This is a genomic window from Bacillus sp. FJAT-29937 (assembly GCF_001509555.1).
GTDB lineage: Bacteria > Bacillota > Bacilli > Bacillales > Cytobacillaceae > Cytobacillus.
Genome location: NZ_LMAS01000001.1, coordinates 507086 through 529551, shown reverse-complemented (window position 1 = coordinate 529551; position 22466 = coordinate 507086). Strand labels below are relative to the sequence as shown.

Sequence of the window (22466 nt, the reverse complement as noted above, 5' to 3'; positions counted from 1 at the left end):
AACATTATTATGGAAGTTGCTGGGGGAGATTTAGATGCAAAAAAGTATTAAATTAGCCATTGGTCTTTTAGTTAGCTTTTTCTTGACCATTGGCATTTTTCTGCCAACTGTTAAAGCAGATGCTGAAAATATAAATATTACACTTGAGTCAGGCTTTAACGGAAAAGTGAAGGTGGGGAAAGGCTTTCCGCTCACTATTAAGCTTGAAAATAAAGGAGAAGCATTTTCCGGAGATTTATTAGTTAATTTCAATCCTTCCTGGAATACAGGGGGTGCAATTTCGGTAAATGTTGATCTTCCTGCAAATTCTGCGAAAACATATCAAGTTTCATTTCCAGGGGTAACAGATGACCATCCATCATCATACCAAAATCTTTCCCAACTTTCTCTTTACAAAGGAGATTGGAAAAAAGGAAAAAAAATCAAATTTACTGGGTCAGACAAAATAAAAATACATCACATCGATATGAATGAAAATGTAATAGGTGTATTAAGCGAGAATTATGATCGATTAAAGGAATTAAGAATTCTTCCTTTTACTCAAACGCAAATGATTGAACTCAAGAAGGAACAAATGCCTAAGCGGTCATTGGGACTAGAGATGCTTGATTACTTGCTCATTGATGAATACCCTCTGGCACAATTGGACAAAGAGCAGCAAACAGCCATTAAGGAATGGATTGAAGGGGGAGGCGTTTTAATTGCAGGGGCTTCTCCTAATGGAAGCGGTTCTTATGGTGATATATATTCTTTGCTCCCAATGAAAATGGATAGTGAAATGAAGGTTTCTGCTGATTTCCTTAAGCTTGTCGATCAGGAGAAAAATCCAAACTTTAAAGAGTTGAATGTTTTCACTGGAGCAGTAGAAAAAACTGCTGACATTATTGATCAAAGTGAGTCAACTCCAATAACGGCCAAAATAAAAGTTGGAGATGGAACTATTTTACAAACGGGGTTTTCTCTTGGGGATGAACCTCTATCCTCATGGAAGGGCTATAGCAGTTGGTTTGCCAAGTTTTTGAATGAAGCTGATAAAACGAATATGTTCTTTGGAAGATATGGCCCGGATTTTTATGGGTCACTATATTGGGATTTTGTAGAGGCAAATGAATTTTTCCCTGCCAGCCATTTTTCAATCAGTCAGCTTATTGCTTTATTGGGTGGATATATCATTGTCATTGTGCCCCTATTATATTTTGTTTTGCGGAAACTGGATAAAAGGGAGCATTCATGGTGGATTATTCCTTCACTAGCTTTAATGATGGCTGCCATTGTATTTGGAATAGGCGCAAAAGACCGGATTGCTAAGCCCCAGCTTAATCAAATGGGCGTTTACAAAGTATCTGATAAACATTTAACAGGATTACAAGCAGCAACACTATTATCGAATAAAAGCGGGGAATATACTCTTTCCATACCAAAGGATTTTAAAGCTGTGACAAGTACACAGAATATGAATGGCTATGATGCTGCAAGGAATGCGGTGTTTGAAGAAAAACGCAAAACTACTGATATTGTCTTCCCAGAAGTCGGCTACTGGTCATCAAAAACTCTGTATGGCAAGGCAAGCACGAAAACAGAGGGCAGCTTTACAACAGATCTTACACTTAAAAATAGTCAGTTGACAGGAAATATTCACAACGGTTTTGACTTTGATTTTGAGGAAGTTTTTATTTGGTCAGGAAATGAAAAAATTAGCTTAGGTCCATTGAAGAAGGGGGAGTCATTACAGGTAGATAAACAAATGAAGCAGGCGCTTCTGACAAAGCCTACTGGTGCTGGTGGGCCGAACTATTCCTATCAGAATTCAGATATTAATAAAATGAGAAAAGATAGATTACAATATGCTGCCTCAAACTTTATTTTAATAAACGGAACTAAAAATGAACCGATTATTGGCGGATTTACGAAAGATGCTATTTTAGACGTTAATATGGCGGGCAAAAAGGAAAAACAGGATAATACGAATCTTATTGTACAGTCTTTTCATGCTGAACATGAGTTCTCGGGAGCAGTGACGATTAAGAACGATATGTTAAGCTCCCATGTGAATGTGCTTAAAGGACATATTTTTGAGAATATGATCAATGGATCGAATCGGGAAATGGCTATGGATGATGGAGAATATGAATATATTGTTCAGCTACCAAAGCAAATAGTAGATAAAGGCATTAAGTTGGATGAAATGACTATTAAAACGAACAGTCAACTGATTCAGTATTCGGTATTTAATTATGGCACTGGGGAATGGCTTCTAATTGAAGCGGATAAACGAAGCCTCACTCTTACTAATGAAAACAATATTCAGCCATTTATTTCAAAGGAAGGCGAAATAAAGTTATTGCTTATAAAAAATGCAAAAGGTGATCCACATGTTCAACTACCGGTGATCACTATTAAAGGGGATGTGACACCATGATTGAAATTATCGACCTAACAAAACGATACGGAAATTTTACCGCGCTGAATTCACTTAATCTGCAAATTGATAAAGGCTCTGTTTTCGGATTTGTCGGGCAAAATGGCGCTGGAAAGTCAACAACCTTTTCAATATTAGCTACTTTGCTTGCCCCGAGTTCAGGGACAGCTTATATAAACGGGTATAACGTTCAAAAGGAACCGAAGATGGTTAGAAGACAGCTTGGGTATATGCCGGATTTCTTTGGTGTTTACGATCAGCTCAAGACAATAGAATATTTACATTTCTATGGTGCAAGCTATGGAATTCCATTGCATGAAAGAGAAAAGCTTATTCCCCAATTGCTCGATCTTGTTAATTTATCTCATAAGCAGGACTCCTATGTTGACGCACTGTCAAGAGGAATGAAGCAGCGTTTATGCTTGGCCAGAAGTTTAATCCATGATCCTGAAGTGTTAATCCTGGACGAACCTGCCTCTGGACTTGATCCAAGAGCGCGTGTAGAAATGCGAGAAATATTAAAGGAACTAAAGAGCATGGGGAAAACGATATTAATTTCTTCGCATATTCTGCCGGAGCTAGCTGAAATGTGCGATACGATTGGAATTATTGATCAAGGCCAGCTTGTTGCTGAAGGGGCAGTTTCGGACATACAAGCGAAGTTAAAAGGAGAGAAACTGATTATTGTTAAGACATATCAAGATCTCGAGAAAGCGGCAGCCTTTTTTGAAGATGATCCAAATGTGTCGAAATTAATTAAAGGTGAGGAGGAAAACTCCCTGCAATTTATATACAAAGGCTCTGCCTTTGAACAAACGGAATTACTGAAAAAAGCGATCATAAACAATCTAGCGATCATAAGCTTTTCGGAAATTGAGACGAACCTGGAAGATGTATTTATGGAAATTACTAAGGGAGTAGAGCTGTCATGAAGAATTTTGTTATTAACCCTGTTCTGAATAAGGAATTTAAGCTTCGTTTCCGATCTTTTAAAAGCTTTCTTGGCATTCTCTTCTATTTGCTGGCACTTGGATTAATCATTGTCGGATTTGTGTTTATTGAGTCATTATCGAACTCACATGGCTTCTTCAAGCCAGACCAAAGCAGGACGATATTCATCATGCTCTCTTTTCTTCAGCTCGCTTTAGTCCTGTTTATCACTCCCGGATTAACAGCAGGTGTAATTAGCAGTGAGCGTGAGAGACAGACGTTGAACATCATGCTGACAACGACACAAAGCTCGGCCAGCATTATCCTAAGCAAGCTTATATCGTCCATCTCTTACTTACTTTTATTAATTATTGCGGGACTTCCGCTTTACAGCTTCGTTTTTCTGTTCGGAGGAATTTCCCCGGGTCAGGTGTTAACGACCATTTCCTTTTATATTTTCACGATGATTGCCTTTGGCACTGTCGGTGTACTATTATCAACACTTATTAGGAAAACGATTGTTTCGATGGTGTCGGCTTATGGAGTTACTTTATTTTTAGCAGGCGGTACTGCTTTTTTGACGCTCGTATTTATGCAATTCGCCAATCGCTATGGATACACCGGAACACCGTCAGCAAGCCCATTAGCTTATTTTGCGGCGATGCTTAATCCGCCAATCATTTTGCTAAGTACTTTTGAGCCTGAATTTTCAAGAGAAATTGCGAATACAACAGGGATTAAATTCCCTTTATGGATCTCTTATTTAATTTCGTATACAGTCATCATAATTGGTGCTGTATTTATCAGTATTAAAAAACTGCGTCCTAATATGAAAAAGGGATGAACAGATAAGGAATGAAACCAATGGAGGATCGCAAACAATTTGAAAAACTGTTAAGGCCCATACAGAAACAGCTGCTCGTTCAGTTAATCATTAAGGAGGTACAGCTTCTGCTTGTATTTGCAGGAGCTCTGGCCCTTATTCTGCTCGGGCTGGCAAGATTTATTGTCATTCCTTTTGTTCACTATTATTTCTTTTCCATTATACTTGCACTGTTCATCGTTTTTATCATTCGAATTTGGAGAAAACGTTCAAAAAAATACGAAGCGGCCCTCATTTATAACCGATTTGTACCGGATGATCGGGTTTTGACAGCATATAGCTTCTTAAAAACAGAAGGAATCATGGCTTCCCTTCAGCTATCTGATGCTGTTAAGCACATGAAGAATACTAGTGAAAAAGTGTATAAAAGAAAAAAACAATACTTTTATCCAAGATGGCTGCTATTAAGTCTTGCAATCACAGCAGCAGCTATATTTCTATTTGTTTTTCCTAATGAAAACATCAATCTGGCAAAGCAGAAGGAGAAGGAAATTAAGCTTGTAGCAGAGGCTAAAAAAGAACTAAAGGAAGAAATCAAAAAGGAAAAAGATCCAGAAGTGAAAAAAGCCCTTCAGGAAGCAGCAGACAAAATAGCAGAAAAGAAATCTGCAGAGGAAGCATTAAAAGAGCTGGCTAAACAGAAAAAGGAATTGGAATTAAAGGCTCTGAAGGAAAAAGAAAAACAACTGGCACTTGAAAACTGGAAGAATGAATTGAAAAATAACGGATTGTCGGATTTAGAAAAGATTCTAAATGAAAAAAGCTTAGAAGCCATTGAAAAAGAAATATCTAAGTTAAATGAAAAATGGGATGAACTTACAGAAGAACAGAAGATGGCCTTTAATCAATTAACCGATAATGACCGCCAACTCACTGAAGAAGAACTGGCTAAATTAATGGAACAGATTGAAAGTGCGCTTAATTCTGATGAATTTCTAGCCCAGCTTGCCGCTGCACAGCAAGCTTTGCAAAAAACAGGATTAGCAATGCAAAATCAAATGGCTTCAAATGGGATTCCTCCCGGTCAGCTTGCCTTCGCCCCTCCAGCTCAGCCTAGTAATCAAGCTAATTCTCCAGGGAGTCAGCCAAGTGGACAGAATGGCAATGGACAGCAGCCTGGCCAAAATCCTCAAGGCTCGTCTGGCGGAAACAGTTCAGGTTCAGGGAGTGGACAGGGGAATGGAGCAGGAAGCGGTTCAGGAACTGGCTCCGGCAGTGGCAGCGGCTCTGGCCCCGGTTCAGGAGGCTCAGGCTCAGGAAGCGGCAGCGGTTCTGGCGGTTTGGGAGCGGGCAAAGGGCAAGGCTCTCGTGAGCTGCTCACAGTCCCTGATCAGTTAAACGGTCAGACAAATATTGAAACAGATAACGGCGGACTTGGTGAAGGAAGCCCTGCCGAGCAAACAGAAGGTTCTGGACCAGTACTAAAAGGGTCTATCAAACCGTATGATGAGGTTTTTGAAACCTATGAAAAAGCTTACCGGCAAAGTACAGACAGGTACAAACTGCCAGCCGATTTAGAGGAAATCGTTAAAAATTACTTTACAAATATCGATCCGAACAAGGAGTGACAAAATTGACTTCAATAACAGAAAAGGAACAGCAATTTACCTTTGCTGCTGAAACAATCTCAAAGGTCAAAGATGAAATTCAATCATTTATGGTCGGCCAAAACGAGGTTATAGATCAAGTATTATGGAGCATATTAGCTGGTGGCCATGTACTATTAGAAGGGCTTCCTGGATTAGGAAAAACAATGCTGATCAAAACGATAGCTGAATGCATGGATCTGCAATTCTCCCGCATTCAATTTACACCAGATATAATGCCATCCGATATTACAGGAACGATGCTTCTTCAGCCGGATGAAGCGGGAAGACAAAATTTTGTTTTTCATAAAGGGCCATTATTTGCAAATATAGTTTTGGCAGATGAAATTAATAGAGCCACCCCAAAAACACAAAGTGCCCTTCTGGAGGCGATGGGAGAAAAAACCGTTACCATTATGGGTGAAACTAAACGAATGGAAAACCCGTTTTTCGTATTGGCTACGCAAAATCCAATTGACATGGAAGGAACTTATCCGCTCCCGGAGGCTCAAACAGACCGTTTTATTTGTAAAGTGCATGTTCATTATCCTTCTAAAGAAGAGCTAAAAGAAATTGTTTTACGGACAACAGGAACGGAAACTGTCCAATTAGAAAAAATGGCTAATGTAGAGGATGTCATAGCACTTCAGCATTTGACTAAAGAGGTATTAGTTTCAGAAGACATCATTGATTATGCTGTAAATATCATTTCAGCTACACACCCCGATTCTTTGGAAGCACCGGAATTAGTAAAGCAATTCATTCAGTATGGAAGCGGTCCGCGTGGTCTTCAAAGCTTAATTAGCCTAGCTAAAGCAAGAGCCATCTCCTTAGGAAGATATCATGTGTCTGTAGGTGATATTAAGCATGTGGCTAAGCCAGTCTTAAGACATCGCCTCATTTTGAACTTCGAAGGAGAAGCTAATGGCATGACGGCTGATGAGATGATCGCACATATACTAGATAATCTTGGACAGGGTGCAAGAGGATAATGACCAATCAGCATGCGCTCATTAGTAAATTGCAGAAAAAAAGAATAATGGTTAAGACGAAAAAGAGAGGCTTCCACAAAGGCTCAAGACAATCTAGTAAGTTCGGGTCTTCTCTAGAATTCTCGGATTTTAGGGCATATCAGCCAGGCGACGATGTTCGGCAAATTGATTGGAATGTCTATGGAAGAACACAAAAGCATTATATTAAAAGGTATCTGGACGAACAGGAACTATCTATCGCTATTTATCTTGATGCAACCTCCTCCATGAGGAAAATAAATAAAAAATGGGAACTAGCAAAGTATTTAGGAGCAGCACTAAGTTTTATCGTGTTAAATAGTGATGACAGACTGTTTTTCACTCCAGTTTCATCAAGAGGCATCCAGCCTGTTAAGAGGAAGGGGGCCGTCTATAGCAGGCGGACGTTTGTAGAAATTCTCCAGCTGGATGAAGCAGAAACGACCGGCGAGTTTATCAAGAACTTGAATAAATCAATTGTTAAATCGCAGCAGCTTTCCATTATCATAACGGACGGTCTAGAGCCTCTAAACGAAATAGAAAATTTGTTGAAAAAACTGGCAGCCTATAAGCAAGAGGTCTGGTTTATTCAAGTGCTTAGCAGTGAAGAAATATCTCCCCGATATTCAGGGGATATGAAATTAATTGATGCTGAAACAGATTCAATTGTGAATGTCAGCATGAGTCCGTCCATCATAGCAGAATACGAAAAACGAATCCAAGAGCACAATCGACACTTAGAAGGTCTATGCCGAAAATTTGGCGGTCATTATGTACTTGCAAGTGATAACCGGGATATTCAATCCATATTATTTCATGACTTTTCCGGGAAAGGGTTAATCAACTGAGGTGAGGCTATGCAATTTTTAAATCCGTGGTTTTTTCTATTAACTGTTTTTATAGCTGCCGTCATATTATTTTATTTTTTCCGGAAGCAATATGTGGAGAAATCTGTTTCCTCTAACTTTCTTTGGGAACAAGTGTTAAATGAGTGGCAAGCTTCTCCTTGGCTTAAGAAGCTTCAGCAAAACCTATTATTTTGGCTCCAGCTGTTAGCCCTTTTACTGTTAATGTTTTCACTTGTCCGGCCGTTTTGGTTTGAGAACGCTATAAAGGGGGATCATGTCATCATGATTATTGATTCTTCAGCCTCCATGTCAGCTGAATTTGAAAAAAGCAGCCGCTTTGAAATAGCAAAGCAGAAAATGCTTAATCTAATAGAAAAGCTTGAAGGACAGGAGGTCACCTTGATAAAAGCGGGGAAGAAGCCGGAAATTCTTTTAAGCCACGAAAGGAATACCGCTGTAATTAAAAAGCTAGTCAATAGCTTGCAATTGAACTACGAGCATGAGCAGATGGATAAAGCAATGAATCTAGCAGCCTCGCTTTCAACTGAAAAGAATACGTCCATCCATATTTTTTCAGACGGAGTTGCGAAGTCAAATGTTGAAGAGACTATGAAGGATCAATATGTTGAGGTTCATAATATCGGGGAGGGTGTCAACAATGCTTCACTCCTTTCATTTGGGGTTGCGCCTGTTGATAGACAAATTATTGGTGTTGCTTTAATTGAAAATCAAACAGATGAAAAGATGGAAATTGATTTTATAGTAAAAAGTGAAGAAGATAAGCTTTTCGAACAGAAGTTTACAATTGAAGGGGCCCAGCAATATGTCGTGCAAATTCCTTCTCTGCCGGAAAAGCCATATTACGAAGCAATGATTTTGAATCTAGATGGTTATGAAGCCGATAATTACTCAACATCGATTTTTACAGAAAGTAATCCAAAGGTATATACAGTGGGAGAGGTAAATCCATTTGCAATAAAAGGTTTTCAAACGATCGGAGCTGAACTGCTGCAAACAAATGCAGGCAATGCCGACCATGTCCAAGGAATCCTCTTGACTGAAGGCACCGAGTTGCCGAAACAGCTCGAACAGCCAACGATTTTTTTCAATTCGAACAATGACAAAATACAGTTGTCTGACCCATTGGCGGCTAAGGATGATCGGCTGCTTCAATATGTTGATTATGGAAAAATATATATTGAAACAGCATCGAAGGAATTACAGGGTGATTGGGAAACGATTGTAAAAAGCGGCAATCTGCCATTAATCCAAAGGGGACAAGTAAATGGCCACCCCATCATCATCATAAACTTTTCATTGTCAGATTCTGATTGGCCACTTCAGCCAAGCTTTCCAATTTTTCTATATAATGCATATGAGTGGCTTTCTAAGCAAACAGATTTTCTTGGTTACTTTGGACCGGGCGAGGAAAAATGGCTGAATATTGGTCAAGGAAATCAGAGCATTGAAATTTTTAATAACGAAGATAAGAATTTGTATACTTTAGATTTAACGAAGGAAAGCTTTAAAGCACCTATTGAGCCAGGCACGTATCAGGCTGTTTCAGGAAATAAAATATTCTATTTCTCAGTCCTGCTTGACGATCGGGAGAAACATCCAAAGGTGGAGACAGCTTTCCATCTTAACGAGCAGAAGGCTCAAGAGAATGGGAAAAGGGAAAATCCAAATGATAAATTGTGGTTTTGGCTTGCCTTACTAGCTTTATGTATTATTGCTTTAGAATGGGAGGTATTCAGGCGTGGGCATAGAGTTTAATTATCCCATTCTATTTTTGCTGCTAATTCCTGCAATGTTGGCAGTTTATCTATTCCTTAAGCAGAAAAAGCAAACTCCCTCCAAGGAATTCTATTGGATAGCAAGTATGAGGCTGACTATATTTGTTCTATTAATTTTTGCCTTAACGGTCCCGCAAATATTACTTCCATCAAAGGGCGAAACGGTTGTTTTTCTAGCTGACCGTTCTGCAAGTGTCAGCCAGTCTGACCACCAGCTTCTTGAATGGATTGAAAAGAGTGTCATGGATAAGCACCAGGATGATTCTTTCGCTATAGTCACTTTTGGTGAAAATGTTTCATTGGAACAAAATACTGGAATCAGAAAAAGTCCGCCTCAGCAATTTAATAGCGAGATTGATGATGGTGAAACAAATATAGAAGCAGGAATACAGTTTGCAGCATCATTAATTCCTCCTCATGCAAGCGGCAGAATCGTGCTGCTATCGGATGGAAACGAAACTGCAGGGAACAGCTTGGAAGCTGCTAATCTTCTTAAAAATCGCAATATTGAACTTGACTATGTTCTGTTAAAAAATCATGTCGGGGAAGATATGTCATTATCTGAGATAAATGTCCCTCCTTCACTGTATAAAGGTGAGGAGGCACTCGTTTCCTTTGTCATTGATAGCAATGCTGATAAAGATGCTGTCATTCGGCTTTCCGTAAATAATCAAGAAATTCTCAAAGAGATTGTTCATGTGAAGGAAGGAAAGAATGTCTATACTTTTACTCACAAAGCGGATACATCGGGACTGACAGTATATAAGGGTGAGATTGCTGCCGAAAACGATACTTTTATCGAAAATAATATGATGCATTCCGTTGCAAATGTTAAAGGGACACCTAAAATACTAATTGTTCAAGGAAAAGAGGGCGGCAATTTAGAAGCTATTTTAAGTAATTCTGGTGTAGAGGCTGAGACCATTTCGCCGGAAAAACTTCCGACAACACTATCAAGCTATCTTCAGTACCAATCGATTATTTTCAATAACGTACCAGCAACAGTCATCACAGAGAGCCAGATGAATATGATTGAGAAAGCAGTAAAGGAATTTGGTACCGGCTTTGTGATGGCAGGAGGAGAGGAAAGCTTTGGTCTAGGAGGATACTTTAAAACTCCTATCGAAAAACTTTTGCCTGTAGATATGGATCTTAAAGGGAAACAAGAGATGCCTTCTCTCGGTTTGATGATTGTAATGGATCGGTCTGGAAGTATGGCAGGATCAAAGCTTGAACTCGCAAAGGAAGCTGCAGCAAGATCAGTAGCATTATTGCGGGAAGAGGATACCCTTGGCTTTATTGCTTTTGATGACCGTCCTTGGGTAATCGTTGAAACAAAGCCTATTAAAGATAAGAAAAAAGTGGCTGATCAAATTCGATCTGTTACACCGGGCGGCGGAACTGAAATTTATTCTTCTTTGGAGCTCGCTTTTCAAGAGCTAGAGGATCTGAAGCTGCAGAGAAAGCATATTATCCTGCTGACAGATGGGCAAGCGCCCGGCGGTGATTATGAGGGATTGATTGAAAAAGGAAAGGAAAAAAATATTACCCTGTCGACAGTCGCATTAGGAAGCGATGCTGATCGAGGTTTGCTTGAGGATTTAGCCAATATGGGATCTGGCCGGTTTTATGATGTAACGGATTCTTCGGTGATCCCAAGCATTCTCTCACGTGAAACTGTCATGGCAACTAGAACGTATATTGAGGATGATCCCTTTTTTCCTAGTATCCAGCCTATTCCAGACTGGTCAAAATTATTTCAGGATGGGGTTCCGAAGATGAACGCCTACATTGCCACAACACCAAAGGGACGTGCACAGGTGCCTATTTTAAGTGAAAAGGAAGATCCAATCCTTGCAGAATGGCAATATGGAATGGGTCATACGATTGCCTTTACATCTGATTTTTCAGGAAAATGGTCAGGTGATTGGGCTCGCTGGGAAAACTGGCCGCTATTTATTAATCAGCTAGTGACAAAAACTCTTCCTCAGTATGAGAGTGAGCCATATAGAATTCAATTTTCTAATGTTGATGGTAATCCGATTCTGTCATTAGAATCAGCAACAAACCAAACTTTACCAATTGAGGCTTCTCTCGTCTCAGAGAATGGGGAAGTCCTTCATACGAATACGAAGCTTGTGGCTCCAGGCAAATATGAGCTTTCGATGCCAAATTCGTCAGGTATGTTTTTTCTAAGTGTAAAGCAAACAAATCAAGACGGATCGATTCATACTTATCAAACTGGTTTCACTGTTCCATATTCAGATGAGTATTTAATCAATGGCCCGAATGAAGCCCTTCTAACGGAATTAGCGAAAAAGACCGGGGGAAAAGCATTAGTGACTGAAAAGGAAACCTTTAGGCCCTTAATGTCCAAAAAGTATGAGAAGCAGTCAATAAGCCAATGGTTAATTCTAGCTGCCTTTTTGCTGTTTTTTATCGAAATCGCCATCCGAAGATTTGGGTTGATTACGCAATTCAGTCACAATAGAAAAGCGAGATTGGAAAAGCGCGGAAGCAGTTTTAGTCGCGAAGAAAAAATAAAACAGGCAAATTCTAGCAGGGATGAGCCCGCTTTAAAAAATGATAGAAAGGCCGAAGAAAAAGCGGTGAAGACCCTGCAAACAAATGATAAAATGAAACAAGCTAGGCCGAAGAAAGTACAAAAAGACGTTCAAGTGTCAGCTGAAGAACGGGCTGAAAGAATGAAAAGGCTTCTTGAAGCAAAAAAACGGAAGAATTAAGAGACTGCCTATTTACTGCTATTTTCAAATTTAAATTTAACTAGTTCGGAATGTAAAGATAATTTCTTGACATATTCAAATGTCCTAGGTAAACTATGTTTGTAAAGGCTTTTCACTTAACAAGGGGGAATAGGGATGTTAGAAAAGACAACGAGAATGAATTATCTCTATGATTTTTATCAATCGTTGTTGACTCCTAAGCAGCGAAGCTATATGTCCCTTTATTACCTGGATGATTATTCGCTTGGAGAGATTGCAGAGGAGTATGATGTCAGTCGTCAAGCAGTTTACGACAATATTAAACGCACTGAAGCAATGCTTGAAGAGTATGAAGAAAAGCTGTTATTATTTCAAAAATTTCAAGAGCGAAGTAAGCTGTTTGCAAGCATGAAGGACATTCTTAAAGAAAATCCTGAGATTCTAGAAGTAATGAATTCAATGATTGCTGAGCTTGAGAAATTAGATTAGGAGGCGGCAACATGGCATTTGAAGGATTAGCCGACCGACTGCAGAATACAATCCAGAAGATCCGCGGCAAAGGGAAAGTAAATGAGGCGGATGTAAAAGAAATGATGCGAGATGTTCGTCTTGCATTATTAGAAGCAGACGTTAACTTTAAGGTCGTCAAAGAGTTTGTCAAAAAAGTAAGTGAACGGGCTGTCGGCCAGGAAGTGTTAAAGAGCTTAACACCAGGGCAGCAGGTTGTTAAAGTCGTTAAAGAAGAATTGACTCAGCTTATGGGTGGAGAGCAAAGCAAGATTGCTGTCTCTAGCCGTCCTCCGACTGTCATTATGATGGTTGGGTTACAAGGAGCAGGTAAAACGACGACAACTGGCAAGCTTGCCAACTTGCTCCGTAAGAAATACAACCGAAATCCATTGCTCGTTGCAGCTGATATTTATCGCCCGGCTGCCATTAAGCAGCTTGAAACGCTTGGGAAACAGCTAAGTATGCCTGTTTTTTCATTAGGTGACAAGGTGAGCCCTGTCGAAATTGCTAAGCAAGCCATTGCAAAGGCAAAGGAAGATCATCATGATTATGTGTTGATCGACACGGCGGGACGATTACATGTTGATGAAGCGTTGATGGATGAGTTAAAGCAAATTAAAGAGCTGTCTAAACCAGATGAAATCTTCCTAGTTGTGGATGCAATGACAGGTCAAGATGCTGTTAATGTAGCACAAAGCTTTAACGAACTGCTTGGATTAACCGGTGTTGTACTGACAAAGCTTGATGGCGATACTCGTGGAGGGGCTGCCCTATCTATTCGCTCCGTCACGAATACTCCTATTAAATTTGTCGGTTTAGGCGAGAAATTGGATGCGCTTGAGCCATTCCATCCTGAAAGAATGGCATCAAGAATTTTAGGCATGGGTGATGTTCTTACTCTTATTGAAAAAGCCCAAGCGAACGTTGATGAAGAAAAAGCGAAAGAAATGCAGCAAAAAATGCGCACAGCTTCATTAACTTTTGATGACTTTTTAGAGCAGTTAAGCCAGGTTCGCAGTATGGGGCCATTGGATGAATTGCTGAAAATGCTTCCCGGGGCCAGCAAAATGAAAGGCTTAGACAAGCTTCAGGTGGATGAAAAGCAAATTTCGCAGGTTGAAGCCATTATTAGATCGATGACAAAGAATGAGAAAATTCATCCGGAAACGATCAATGCAAGCCGCCGCAAGCGAATTGCAAAGGGCAGCGGCACAACTGTACCTGAAGTAAACCGTTTGCTGAAGCAATTTGAAGATATGAAGAAAATGATGAAGCAAATGTCGGGAATGCAGCAAAAAGGGAAGAAAAAGGGCGGATTTAAATTTCCATTTAATCCTTTTTAATCCATTTAGAAAGTTTTTTTGTACTGTAAAGAATAAACCCTTTACAAACTTATTGAATATCTGATAATATACTATCTTGTGTGAAACTATTCGGAGGTGCTTTAAATTATGGCAGTAAAAATTCGTTTAAAACGTATGGGAGCAAAGAAATCTCCTTTCTATCGTATTGTTGTAGCTGATTCTCGTTCACCACGTGATGGACGTTTCATTGAAACAGTAGGAACTTACAATCCAGTAGCTGAGCCAGCTATCGTTGATATTAATGAAGAACTTGCTCTTAAATGGCTTCAAACTGGTGCAAAACCATCTGACACTGTTCGTAACTTATTCTCTAAGCAAGGCATTATGGAGAAATTCCATAACGCTAAAAACGGCAAGTAATTTATAATAAGATGAAAGAGCTTATCGAAACGATTGTTAAGCCCCTTGTTGATTTTCCGGACGAAGTGCATGTAAATGTGCTTGAAGAAGACAACCGCGTAACCTATCAGCTTTCTGTCAACAAGAATGACATGGGGAAAGTAATTGGGAAGCAAGGGCGCGTTGCGAAAGCAATACGAACTGTTGTTTATGCAGCAGGATCATCACAGCAGAAAAAAGTTTTTCTAGAAATCAGTGAATAATGCTTTTCTAAGCGCTATAACTGAAACATACGAAAGTATTGGCACATTTTAAGCCATGCTTAATTAGCAAAAAGGAGGGGTCCCTTTAGGTCCCCTCCTTTTTGCCAATTACATGACTTATTCAGAACTAATGCACGATTAAAGCCTTAGGAGGCATAAAAGATGAAAATCATTCAATCTGTCGTGGTTAAACAAGTTCTTACCGAAAATAGTAAAAGTGAGCTATTAAATAAATATCACTCTAACAAGCTGCAGCTCCAGAAAGAATGCGATCAGCTTCGATTCGAGATGAAGAAACAGGAAAAGTCCAAAAAGTTCAATGCAGCCAATTTAAAGAAGCAATTTGAGAAAGAAATTCAAATGCGTAAGGAAAAGATTAAGCTGCTCGATTTTCAAATTGAACAATTACATATACTACCGCTAGGAAGCGAACTTAAAGAAAAAGAGGTCAATGCCATTATTGATATTGAAATTGGAGATCGCTGGGAGGATATTCAAAGCGGAAAAACAATCATTATTAAAGATGGAATCGTTGAGGACATACGTTAGAGGTGAAGGCAATTGGAAAAGTGGTTTAATGTTGGAAAAATAGTGAACACCCATGGGATTAGAGGAGAAGTGAGAATCATTTCAAAGACTGATTTTGCAGATGAAAGATATAAGTCTGGGAATCGATTGTATTTATTTATGCCTCAATCTAAGAGCCCTCTTGAATTAACCGTTAACTCGCATCGAACACATAAAAACTTTGATTTAGTTACCTTTGATGGTTACAACAATATTAATCAAGTTGAAAACATGAAAGGCGGAATTTTAAAGGTTCCGGAAAGCCAGCTTAGTGCTTTAGATGAGGATGAATTTTATTACCATGAAATTATCGGCTGCACCGTAACGACGAAAGATGGCGAAGAAATTGGAAAAATCAGTGAAATTCTCTCGCCAGGTGCAAATGATGTATGGGTTATAAAAGGCAAAGGCGGCAAGGAAATTTTAATTCCATATATTGAAGCGGTTGTAAAAGAGGTTAATGTGAAAGAAAAGATGGTCATCATTGACCCAATTGAAGGACTGCTGTCATGATGAAAATCGATGTTCTAACACTTTTTCCCGAAATGTTTGATGGAGTCTTTGGCCATTCCATATTAAAAAAAGCGGCTGAAAATAATGCTGTTGAATATAATGTCGTTAACTTTAGGGAGTATGCTGATAATAAGCATCAAACCGTAGATGACTATCCTTATGGCGGCGGTGCAGGAATGGTGTTAAAGCCACAGCCAATTTTTGATGCTGTTGCAGATTTACGTGAGAAAGGCAATTCCAATCCAAGAGTCATCCTTCTCTGTCCCCAAGGGGAAAGATACACGCAGAAAAAAGCAGAAGAGCTTGCCGGGCTGGATCATCTTATTTTCGTTTGCGGCCATTACGAAGGTTATGATGAGAGGATTCGTGAGCATGTGGTGACGGATGAAATATCCATCGGTGATTTTGTCCTAACTGGTGGGGAACTCGGTGCTATGGTAGTTATTGACAGTGTGGTCAGACTCCTTCCTGGTGTTCTGGGAAATGAAGAATCCCACCGCAAGGATTCTTTTAGTACAGGCCTTCTTGAGCATCCACATTATACCCGGCCAGCCGACTTCAGAGGAATGAAAGTGCCGGATATACTAATTTCAGGGAATCATCGCTTAATTGATGAGTGGAGAACGAAGGAATCATTAAGAAGAACATTCACTCGCAGACCTGATTTATTTGAGCATATTCATTTAACTGATGTGCAAGAAAAATGGCTGGAAGAAATAAAAAAAGAACAGAATTAACATTGAAGTTGGACCTTGTTTATGATAGAATACTCTTTGTGACTTAGGCTGGACTATTTCAGTTTTTTGTCCTATAAAGATGTTCCGCTGCAATGTAGAAGAAAAGATGTGCATGAGCGTCTGTTGGAAGGAGTTGAAAACGATGCATAAATTAATCGAAGAAATCACAAAAGAACAACTTCGTACGGATGTTCCTGCGTTCCGTCCTGGTGATACTGTACGTGTACACGTAAGTATTGTTGAGGGAACTCGTGAGCGTATTCAGGTTTACGAAGGAGTCGTGATTAAGCGTCGTGGTGGTGGAATTAGCGAAACTTTCACAGTTCGTAAGATCTCTTACGGTGTAGGCGTAGAGCGTACATTCCCTGTTCACACACCAAAGATTGCGAAGCTTGAAGTTCTTCGCCGCGGTAAAGTACGCCGTGCGAAACTTTACTACCTACGTAACCTACGTGGTAAAAAAGCTCGTATTAAAGAAATCCGATAATCTAAGAAAAAGGAAGGAGCTTGTAATTACAAGCTCCTTTTTCTTAGCTAATAATATTACATAATTGTTAAATAATAATGACATAAGGTCCTATATGTGAATGTTGACAAGGATTTTTGTACAATAAAAACGGGTGCAAAAGTGCCCACAGTTCATAGGATCGTCTTTTGATTTTTACTAAGATTGGTGGGGAAATAATGACAAAGAAGAAAAATGAATTATGGGAATGGACTAAAGCGTTAGTCATTGCAGTTTTATTAGCAGCCATTATTCGATACTTTTTATTCGCTCCTATAGTGGTAGATGGATTATCTATGATGCCAACATTGCATGATCAAGATCGGATGATTGTAAATAAATTCAGCTATAAGATAGGAAAGCCAGATCGTTTTGATATTATTGTTTTTCATGCACCGGAAAATAAAGACTACATAAAGAGAGTGATTGGGCTGCCGGGAGACCGCATTGAATACAAGGATGACGTGCTTTATGTGAACGGAGAAGCGTTTAATGAACCTTATTTAGATGAGTATAAGCAGCAAATCATTGACGGACCACTGACTGAGCCGTTTACGCTTCAAGAAAAGATTGGCCAGGATACGGTGCCAGAAGGCCATCTGTTTGTTATGGGGGATAATCGAAGATACAGCAAGGACAGCCGCCATATTGGGACAGTGCCAATGGAGAAGGTACTAGGGAATACAGGTATTATTTATTGGCCAATCGAAGACATTCGAATTGTAAAATAATACATGGATGCAATTCAATTTTGAAAGAGGTATAAGCTATGACGATTCAATGGTTTCCGGGACATATGGCAAAAGCCCGCAGACAAGTTACAGAGAAACTAAAGCTAGTGGATATAATATTTGAATTGGTCGATGCCAGAATCCCATACTCTTCTCGTAATCCAATGATTGATGAGATTATTCAGCATAAGCCGAGAATTGTCCTTTTAAACAAGGCTGACATGGCCGATAAAGAAGTGACCAAACAATGGATCAAGCATTTTCAGGACGAAGGAACGAGAGCACTTGCCATTAATTCGCAGGCGGGACAAGGCATGAAGGAAATCGTAGCCGCCTCTCAAGATATTCTGAAAGAAAAATTTGACCGCATGAGGGCAAAAGGGGTAAAACCTCGTGCTATTCGCGCTATGATTGTAGGAATCCCTAATGCTGGAAAATCAACGTTAATTAATCGGCTGGCGAAAAAGAATATTGCAAAGACTGGAAATACACCAGGAGTTACGAAGGCCCAACAGTGGATTAAGGTTGGGAAGGAATTGGAGCTCTTAGATACACCCGGAATTCTATGGCCAAAATTCGAAGATCAGCAAGTCGGTTTAAAGCTTGCTCTTACAGGAGCCATTAAGGATACAATCTTAAACTTGCAGGATATCGCCATTTATGCTTTAAGATTTCTCGAGCAGAAATACCCTGATCGGCTGAAGGAACGTTATAAGCTAAATGAGATTCCTGAAGATATTGTAGAGTTATTTAATGAAATAGGAGAACTCCGGGGCTGCTTAATGGCTGGCGGAGAAATTGACTATGATAAAGTAACTGAACTCGTTATTAGAGAGTTCCGGACTGAAAAATGGGGACCTATTTCCTTAGAGAAGCCTGAAGACTTATTAGAAGAAAAAACGGAAGAACATGAATAAAAATTTCATAAATAATTGTAACAGCCCTTCCTTTAGCAGAGAGGGCTTTAATATTTTTAGAAAAAGGCCGATACATAGGTTGTGGAAATAAAGGGGAATCTACATGGAGAAACTAAACATACGGGAAATTGAGAAGCTGCTTGCAAAAGAAAATGACCTTCAAAGTCCATTAGTGAAAATGCTCGAAAAGGATGAACGAAAAGGCGTACAGCAGCTGTTAAAAAAATGGCATAACAAAAAAGATCTAGAAGCTAAAGCCTATGAAAAGCATGCTCAAATGACATATTACGAAAATAAATACCGTTCTAAAGGGTATGTTCATATCGCTGGGATTGACGAGGTAGGAAGAGGTCCTTTGGCCGGTCCTGTTATTGCGGCAGCCGTTATTTTGCCGCCTGACTTCTATTTGCCTGGACTTGATGATTCTAAGAAGCTATCAGAAAAAAAACGAGTTGAATATTATGAGGAAATTATCCAAACGGCGCTGGATTATTATGTTGGAATTATTGACTCTGAAGAGATTGACAGGATTAATATATATGAGGCTTCAAAAAAAGCGATGCGGACGGCTATTGCTGGTTTGAGATTAAAGCCTGATTTTTTGCTAATTGATGCTGTAAAACTACATACACCGTATCCCGAGGAAGCGATTATTAAAGGCGACGGCAAAAGTATCTCAATCGCAGCCGCCTCTATTATTGCCAAGGTGACTCGTGACAGACTAATGGTTGATTTAGGAAGAGAATATCCTGCTTACGGTTTTTCTACAAATATGGGTTATGGGACAAAAGAACATCTATCAGCCATTCAAATGTTTGGCATCACTCCCCATCACCGAAAAAGCTTTGCGCCAGTAAAGAATTATAAAGGATAAGAGATATAAGAAGGTGAAAAATTGCAGCCTCTAAATTTTGTTCAATCCCTTTTAAATCAGAATCAATTGAGTGACAATCTTGCATTAACTTTAAGGCCGGGGCAAATCGTCAGCGGTAAGGTCGTAAAGTTATTTCCGAATCAGATTGCTGAGGTTTTAGTTGGAGCTAATAAAGTAATTGCCCAGCTTGAAGTGCCATTATCGGTTCATGAGCGACATTGGTTTCAAGTACAGCCCGGTGAAGGGAAAGTGCATCTAAGAGTGCTGGAGGGAAATGGCGGCAATGGACATGTTTCTAGTAATGGAAATGTATTAAAAGAACTGGCTCTTCCAATTTCAAAAGAAAATACCGCCTTACTGGAACTCTTCCAAAATAAACAACTCCCACTAACGAAAGAAACGATGCATACAGCAGCTGACTGGCTAAAAGACAAAACTTTAGTGGATGGCTTAAAGATTATTGAGGCTGTTTTGTCCAAACAGCTGCCTTTTACAAAAAATGTGTTGAATTCCTTATATGTCATCCAAGAGGATGAACCTATTTCCTCTTTGTTAGATAAGCTTCAAACTCATTTGAAAAATGGGGAATTATCAGATGCATCCAGACGTTTGAATTCAATAATCGATCAGCTTCGTTTTTCTGAAAGTAAACCCACTGCTTCATCTTTTCAAAACAATGAGGCGCCACAACCCCAATTCATAAAGGATGAATTAAAGTCCGCTATTAAAACAGTTGGATTTTCATATGAAAATGAAATGGTAAAGATAATAAGAGACAATGAGCCATTCAATGTTAATAAATTGGAGACTCTCAAACCGGTTTTAATGCATCTATTAAGCGAGGAAGCAGCTGGCCCTGTTCAACATGCAGCCGAGAAGCTATTAAACAAAATAACAGGGTATCAGCTGCTCTCACAAGAAACAGGCCCTATTCAGCAATTAATCTTTCAAATACCATTGACATTTTTGGATAAAAGGACAGATTTGACGATGCAATGGAGCGGAAGAAAAGACAAAAATGGCCAGATAGATCCTAATTTTTGCCGAGTTTTATTTTATTTAAATCTGGAACATTTAAAGGAAACCATTGTCGATTTACATGTTCAAAATAGGGTCATATCAATTTCCATAGTAAATCATCGAGAAGATTTGAAAAACCTGGCCTATAAGTATATTCCGTATTTAAAAGAAAGATTGCAAGACTTTAAATATTACCTTTCCACTATTCATTTTGAAAAACCAATAGATAAGAAGAGTAACTACATTGAAAAGAAAAAAACCTTATCCAGTTTAAACCTGCCAAATCAATATAACGGGGTTGATTTTCGGATATGAGAAAACAAAATAATATGCATCGTAAAGAAGCTGTAGCACTGACCTACGGTAAGAATGGTGTGGATGCCCCGTATGTTTCTGCGAAGGGAAAAGGGCTGATTGCAGAAAGTATACTTGCGAAAGCGAATGAGCATGATATACCTGTCCAAGAAGATCCATCTTTATTAGAACTATTAGGAAAGCTTAATATTAACGAACAAATACCTGAGGAATTATATGAGGCAGTTGCTGAAGTTTTTGCATTTATCTATAAAGCGGATAAAGAGGCGGGAAAAATTTAACCTTTATAATGTAAATATTTCGTTATTAAAGGTGGACAAGGATTGTGTCATTATATAAAATGGTATCGCAGTCTATTTTACGATTGACCAAATAGGAGGATGGAAATGAATATACATGAGTACCAAGGGAAAGAGGTCCTCAGACAATATGGGGTATCAGTTCCGAATGGAATCGTTGCTTTTACAGTTGAGGAAGCAGTGGAAGCCGCAAAGAAATTAGGCACAGAAGTTTGTGTAGTAAAAGCACAAATTCATGCAGGGGGACGCGGTAAAGCTGGCGGTGTAAAAGTCGCAAAAAATTTAGATGAAGTTCGTACATATGCAAATGAAATTCTAGGAAAAACACTTGTTACTCATCAAACAGGTCCAGAGGGTAAAGAAGTTAAACGCCTGCTTATTGAAGAAGGCTGTGACATAAAAAAAGAATACTATATTGGTTTAGTATTAGACCGTGCTACTTCACGCGTTGTATTAATGGCATCTGAAGAGGGCGGAACTGAAATCGAGGAAGTTGCTGAAAAAACACCTGAAAAAATCTTTAAAGAAGAAGTTGATCCGGTGATTGGTTTAACAGCTTTCCAAGCTCGCCGTATTGCCTTTAACATCAATATTCCGAAAGAGCTTGTAAACCAAGCAGTTAAATTCATGCTGGGATTATATGCTGCTTATATTGAAAAGGATTGTTCTATTGCTGAAATTAACCCGTTAGTTGTAACTGGTGATGGTAAGGTTATGGCATTAGACGCGAAATTAAACTTTGACAGCAACGCGATTTACCGTCAAAAAGATATTTTAGAATATCGTGATCTTGATGAAGAGGACCCAAAGGAAATCGAAGCATCTAAATACGATCTAAGCTATATTTCATTAGATGGAAATATCGGCTGCATGGTTAACGGTGCTGGATTAGCGATGGCTACGATGGATATCATTAAGCATTATGGCGGTGATCCTGCTAACTTCCTTGATGTTGGCGGCGGTGCTACAGCAGAAAAGGTAACAGAAGCATTTAAAATCATCCTTTCTGATAACAATGTTAAAGGTATTTTTGTTAATATCTTTGGCGGAATAATGAAATGTGATGTAATCGCAACAGGTGTAGTAGAGGCTGCAAAACAAGTAGGTCTAAAAGTGCCTTTAGTTGTTCGTTTAGAAGGTACGAATGTGGATTTAGGCAAGAAAATTCTTGCTGAGTCCGACATTGATATTGTTGCAGCTGATTCTATGGCTGACGGCGCACAAAAAATCGTTTCATTAGTTGGGTAATAACCTATACCATCTGAAAGCTTTTAGCTTGATCGGCGGTATACCTGAAAATCAGAAAGGGGAATAATT

At 39.2% G+C, this 22466-nt stretch carries 22 protein-coding genes; all 22 read left to right on the top strand.

The window, feature by feature from the left end:
• Positions 1 to 34 precede the first annotated feature (34 nt).
• The 22 genes from AR328_RS02570 to sucC all read left to right on the top strand — a co-directional run bounded on the left by AR328_RS02570 (position 35) and on the right by sucC (position 22397).
• Entirely contained in the window at positions 35 to 2419 is a 2385-nt protein-coding gene (locus tag AR328_RS02570; protein ID WP_066289160.1) for a hypothetical protein, read from the top strand.
• A complete protein-coding gene (locus AR328_RS02565) occupies positions 2416 to 3351 on the top strand; it encodes an ABC transporter ATP-binding protein (protein WP_066289157.1) in 936 nt (311 codons plus the stop codon). The genes AR328_RS02570 and AR328_RS02565 overlap by 4 nt, the downstream gene beginning before the upstream one ends.
• On the top strand, positions 3348 to 4193 hold the full coding sequence (locus AR328_RS02560) for an ABC transporter permease (protein ID WP_066289155.1): 846 nt from the start codon (positions 3348 to 3350) through the stop codon (positions 4191 to 4193). The genes AR328_RS02565 and AR328_RS02560 overlap by 4 nt, the downstream gene beginning before the upstream one ends.
• A 20-nt stretch (positions 4194 to 4213) precedes the next feature.
• A complete protein-coding gene (locus tag AR328_RS02555; protein WP_156422632.1) occupies positions 4214 to 5800 on the top strand; it encodes a hypothetical protein in 1587 nt (528 codons plus the stop codon).
• 5 nt (positions 5801 to 5805) lie between these two features.
• Positions 5806 to 6810 (top strand): AAA family ATPase, encoded by a 1005-nt coding sequence (locus AR328_RS02550; RefSeq protein ID WP_066289150.1) that lies wholly within the window; start codon positions 5806 to 5808, stop codon positions 6808 to 6810.
• Complete coding sequence (locus tag AR328_RS02545; protein ID WP_066289148.1) at positions 6810 to 7676, top strand: DUF58 domain-containing protein; 867 nt, start codon at positions 6810 to 6812, stop codon at positions 7674 to 7676. Before AR328_RS02550 ends, AR328_RS02545 begins: the two co-directional genes overlap by 1 nt.
• Before the next feature lie 9 nt (positions 7677 to 7685).
• Positions 7686 to 9452, top strand: a complete 1767-nt coding sequence (locus AR328_RS02540; RefSeq protein WP_066289144.1) for a vWA domain-containing protein — start codon at positions 7686 to 7688, stop codon at positions 9450 to 9452.
• Positions 9436 to 12216 (top strand): VWA domain-containing protein, encoded by a 2781-nt coding sequence (locus AR328_RS02535; RefSeq protein ID WP_066289138.1) that lies wholly within the window; start codon positions 9436 to 9438, stop codon positions 12214 to 12216. The genes AR328_RS02540 and AR328_RS02535 overlap by 17 nt, the downstream gene beginning before the upstream one ends.
• Positions 12217 to 12351: 135 nt before the next feature.
• Entirely contained in the window at positions 12352 to 12684 is a 333-nt protein-coding gene (locus AR328_RS02530; RefSeq protein WP_066289135.1) for a putative DNA-binding protein, read from the top strand.
• A gap of 11 nt (positions 12685 to 12695) precedes the next feature.
• Positions 12696 to 14048, top strand: coding sequence for a signal recognition particle protein (gene ffh, locus AR328_RS02525; RefSeq protein WP_066289133.1), 1353 nt, complete (start codon positions 12696 to 12698; stop codon positions 14046 to 14048).
• Between the two features lie 108 nt (positions 14049 to 14156).
• Positions 14157 to 14429, top strand: coding sequence for a 30S ribosomal protein S16 (gene rpsP / locus AR328_RS02520; protein WP_066289128.1), 273 nt, complete (start codon positions 14157 to 14159; stop codon positions 14427 to 14429).
• An 11-nt stretch (positions 14430 to 14440) separates the two neighbouring features.
• Positions 14441 to 14671, top strand: coding sequence for a KH domain-containing protein (locus AR328_RS02515; RefSeq protein WP_066289126.1), 231 nt, complete (start codon positions 14441 to 14443; stop codon positions 14669 to 14671).
• A gap of 162 nt (positions 14672 to 14833) precedes the next feature.
• The gene (locus AR328_RS02510) at positions 14834 to 15220 is read left to right on the top strand and encodes a YlqD family protein (protein ID WP_066289125.1); all 387 of its coding nucleotides are present in this window, start codon (positions 14834 to 14836) and stop codon (positions 15218 to 15220) included.
• Between the two features lie 12 nt (positions 15221 to 15232).
• Positions 15233 to 15751 carry a ribosome maturation factor RimM gene (rimM, locus tag AR328_RS02505; RefSeq protein ID WP_066289119.1) on the top strand — a complete coding sequence of 173 codons (519 nt, stop codon included), beginning with the start codon at positions 15233 to 15235 and terminating at the stop codon, positions 15749 to 15751.
• The gene (trmD, locus tag AR328_RS02500; RefSeq protein ID WP_197414407.1) at positions 15751 to 16488 is read left to right on the top strand and encodes a tRNA (guanosine(37)-N1)-methyltransferase TrmD; all 738 of its coding nucleotides are present in this window, start codon (positions 15751 to 15753) and stop codon (positions 16486 to 16488) included. Before rimM ends, trmD begins: the two co-directional genes overlap by 1 nt.
• A 142-nt stretch (positions 16489 to 16630) precedes the next feature.
• Positions 16631 to 16975 (top strand): 50S ribosomal protein L19, encoded by a 345-nt coding sequence (gene rplS, locus AR328_RS02495; RefSeq protein ID WP_066289113.1) that lies wholly within the window; start codon positions 16631 to 16633, stop codon positions 16973 to 16975.
• A 197-nt stretch (positions 16976 to 17172) separates the two neighbouring features.
• Entirely contained in the window at positions 17173 to 17724 is a 552-nt protein-coding gene (lepB, locus tag AR328_RS02490) for a signal peptidase I (RefSeq protein WP_066289111.1), read from the top strand.
• Positions 17725 to 17762: 38 nt separating this feature from the next.
• Positions 17763 to 18641 carry a ribosome biogenesis GTPase YlqF gene (gene ylqF / locus AR328_RS02485; RefSeq protein ID WP_066289108.1) on the top strand — a complete coding sequence of 293 codons (879 nt, stop codon included), beginning with the start codon at positions 17763 to 17765 and terminating at the stop codon, positions 18639 to 18641.
• Between the two features lie 103 nt (positions 18642 to 18744).
• On the top strand, positions 18745 to 19515 hold the full coding sequence (locus AR328_RS02480) for a ribonuclease HII (protein WP_066289105.1): 771 nt from the start codon (positions 18745 to 18747) through the stop codon (positions 19513 to 19515).
• 21 nt (positions 19516 to 19536) lie between these two features.
• Complete coding sequence (locus tag AR328_RS02475; protein ID WP_066289103.1) at positions 19537 to 20850, top strand: hypothetical protein; 1314 nt, start codon at positions 19537 to 19539, stop codon at positions 20848 to 20850.
• Complete coding sequence (locus AR328_RS02470) at positions 20847 to 21131, top strand: EscU/YscU/HrcU family type III secretion system export apparatus switch protein (RefSeq protein WP_066289100.1); 285 nt, start codon at positions 20847 to 20849, stop codon at positions 21129 to 21131. The genes AR328_RS02475 and AR328_RS02470 overlap by 4 nt, the downstream gene beginning before the upstream one ends.
• Positions 21132 to 21236: 105 nt before the next feature.
• Positions 21237 to 22397, top strand: a complete 1161-nt coding sequence (sucC, locus tag AR328_RS02465; RefSeq protein WP_066289094.1) for an ADP-forming succinate--CoA ligase subunit beta — start codon at positions 21237 to 21239, stop codon at positions 22395 to 22397.
• Positions 22398 to 22466 lie beyond the last annotated feature (69 nt).

Coding starts and splice junctions, on each gene's coding strand:
- AR328_RS02570 (WP_066289160.1), top strand. CDS start 35: ATGCAAAAAAGTATTAAATTAGCCATTGGTCTTTTAGTTAGCTTTTTC.
- AR328_RS02565 (WP_066289157.1), top strand. CDS start 2,416: ATGATTGAAATTATCGACCTAACAAAACGATACGGAAATTTTACCGCG.
- AR328_RS02560 (WP_066289155.1), top strand. CDS start 3,348: ATGAAGAATTTTGTTATTAACCCTGTTCTGAATAAGGAATTTAAGCTT.
- AR328_RS02555 (WP_156422632.1), top strand. CDS start 4,214: ATGGAGGATCGCAAACAATTTGAAAAACTGTTAAGGCCCATACAGAAA.
- AR328_RS02545 (WP_066289148.1), top strand. CDS start 6,810: ATGACCAATCAGCATGCGCTCATTAGTAAATTGCAGAAAAAAAGAATA.
- AR328_RS02540 (WP_066289144.1), top strand. CDS start 7,686: ATGCAATTTTTAAATCCGTGGTTTTTTCTATTAACTGTTTTTATAGCT.
- AR328_RS02530 (WP_066289135.1), top strand. CDS start 12,352: ATGTTAGAAAAGACAACGAGAATGAATTATCTCTATGATTTTTATCAA.
- ffh (WP_066289133.1), top strand. CDS start 12,696: ATGGCATTTGAAGGATTAGCCGACCGACTGCAGAATACAATCCAGAAG.
- rpsP (WP_066289128.1), top strand. CDS start 14,157: ATGGCAGTAAAAATTCGTTTAAAACGTATGGGAGCAAAGAAATCTCCT.
- AR328_RS02515 (WP_066289126.1), top strand. CDS start 14,441: ATGAAAGAGCTTATCGAAACGATTGTTAAGCCCCTTGTTGATTTTCCG.
- AR328_RS02510 (WP_066289125.1), top strand. CDS start 14,834: ATGAAAATCATTCAATCTGTCGTGGTTAAACAAGTTCTTACCGAAAAT.
- trmD (WP_197414407.1), top strand. CDS start 15,751: ATGAAAATCGATGTTCTAACACTTTTTCCCGAAATGTTTGATGGAGTC.
- rplS (WP_066289113.1), top strand. CDS start 16,631: ATGCATAAATTAATCGAAGAAATCACAAAAGAACAACTTCGTACGGAT.
- lepB (WP_066289111.1), top strand. CDS start 17,173: ATGACAAAGAAGAAAAATGAATTATGGGAATGGACTAAAGCGTTAGTC.
- ylqF (WP_066289108.1), top strand. CDS start 17,763: ATGACGATTCAATGGTTTCCGGGACATATGGCAAAAGCCCGCAGACAA.
- AR328_RS02480 (WP_066289105.1), top strand. CDS start 18,745: ATGGAGAAACTAAACATACGGGAAATTGAGAAGCTGCTTGCAAAAGAA.
- AR328_RS02470 (WP_066289100.1), top strand. CDS start 20,847: ATGAGAAAACAAAATAATATGCATCGTAAAGAAGCTGTAGCACTGACC.
- sucC (WP_066289094.1), top strand. CDS start 21,237: ATGAATATACATGAGTACCAAGGGAAAGAGGTCCTCAGACAATATGGG.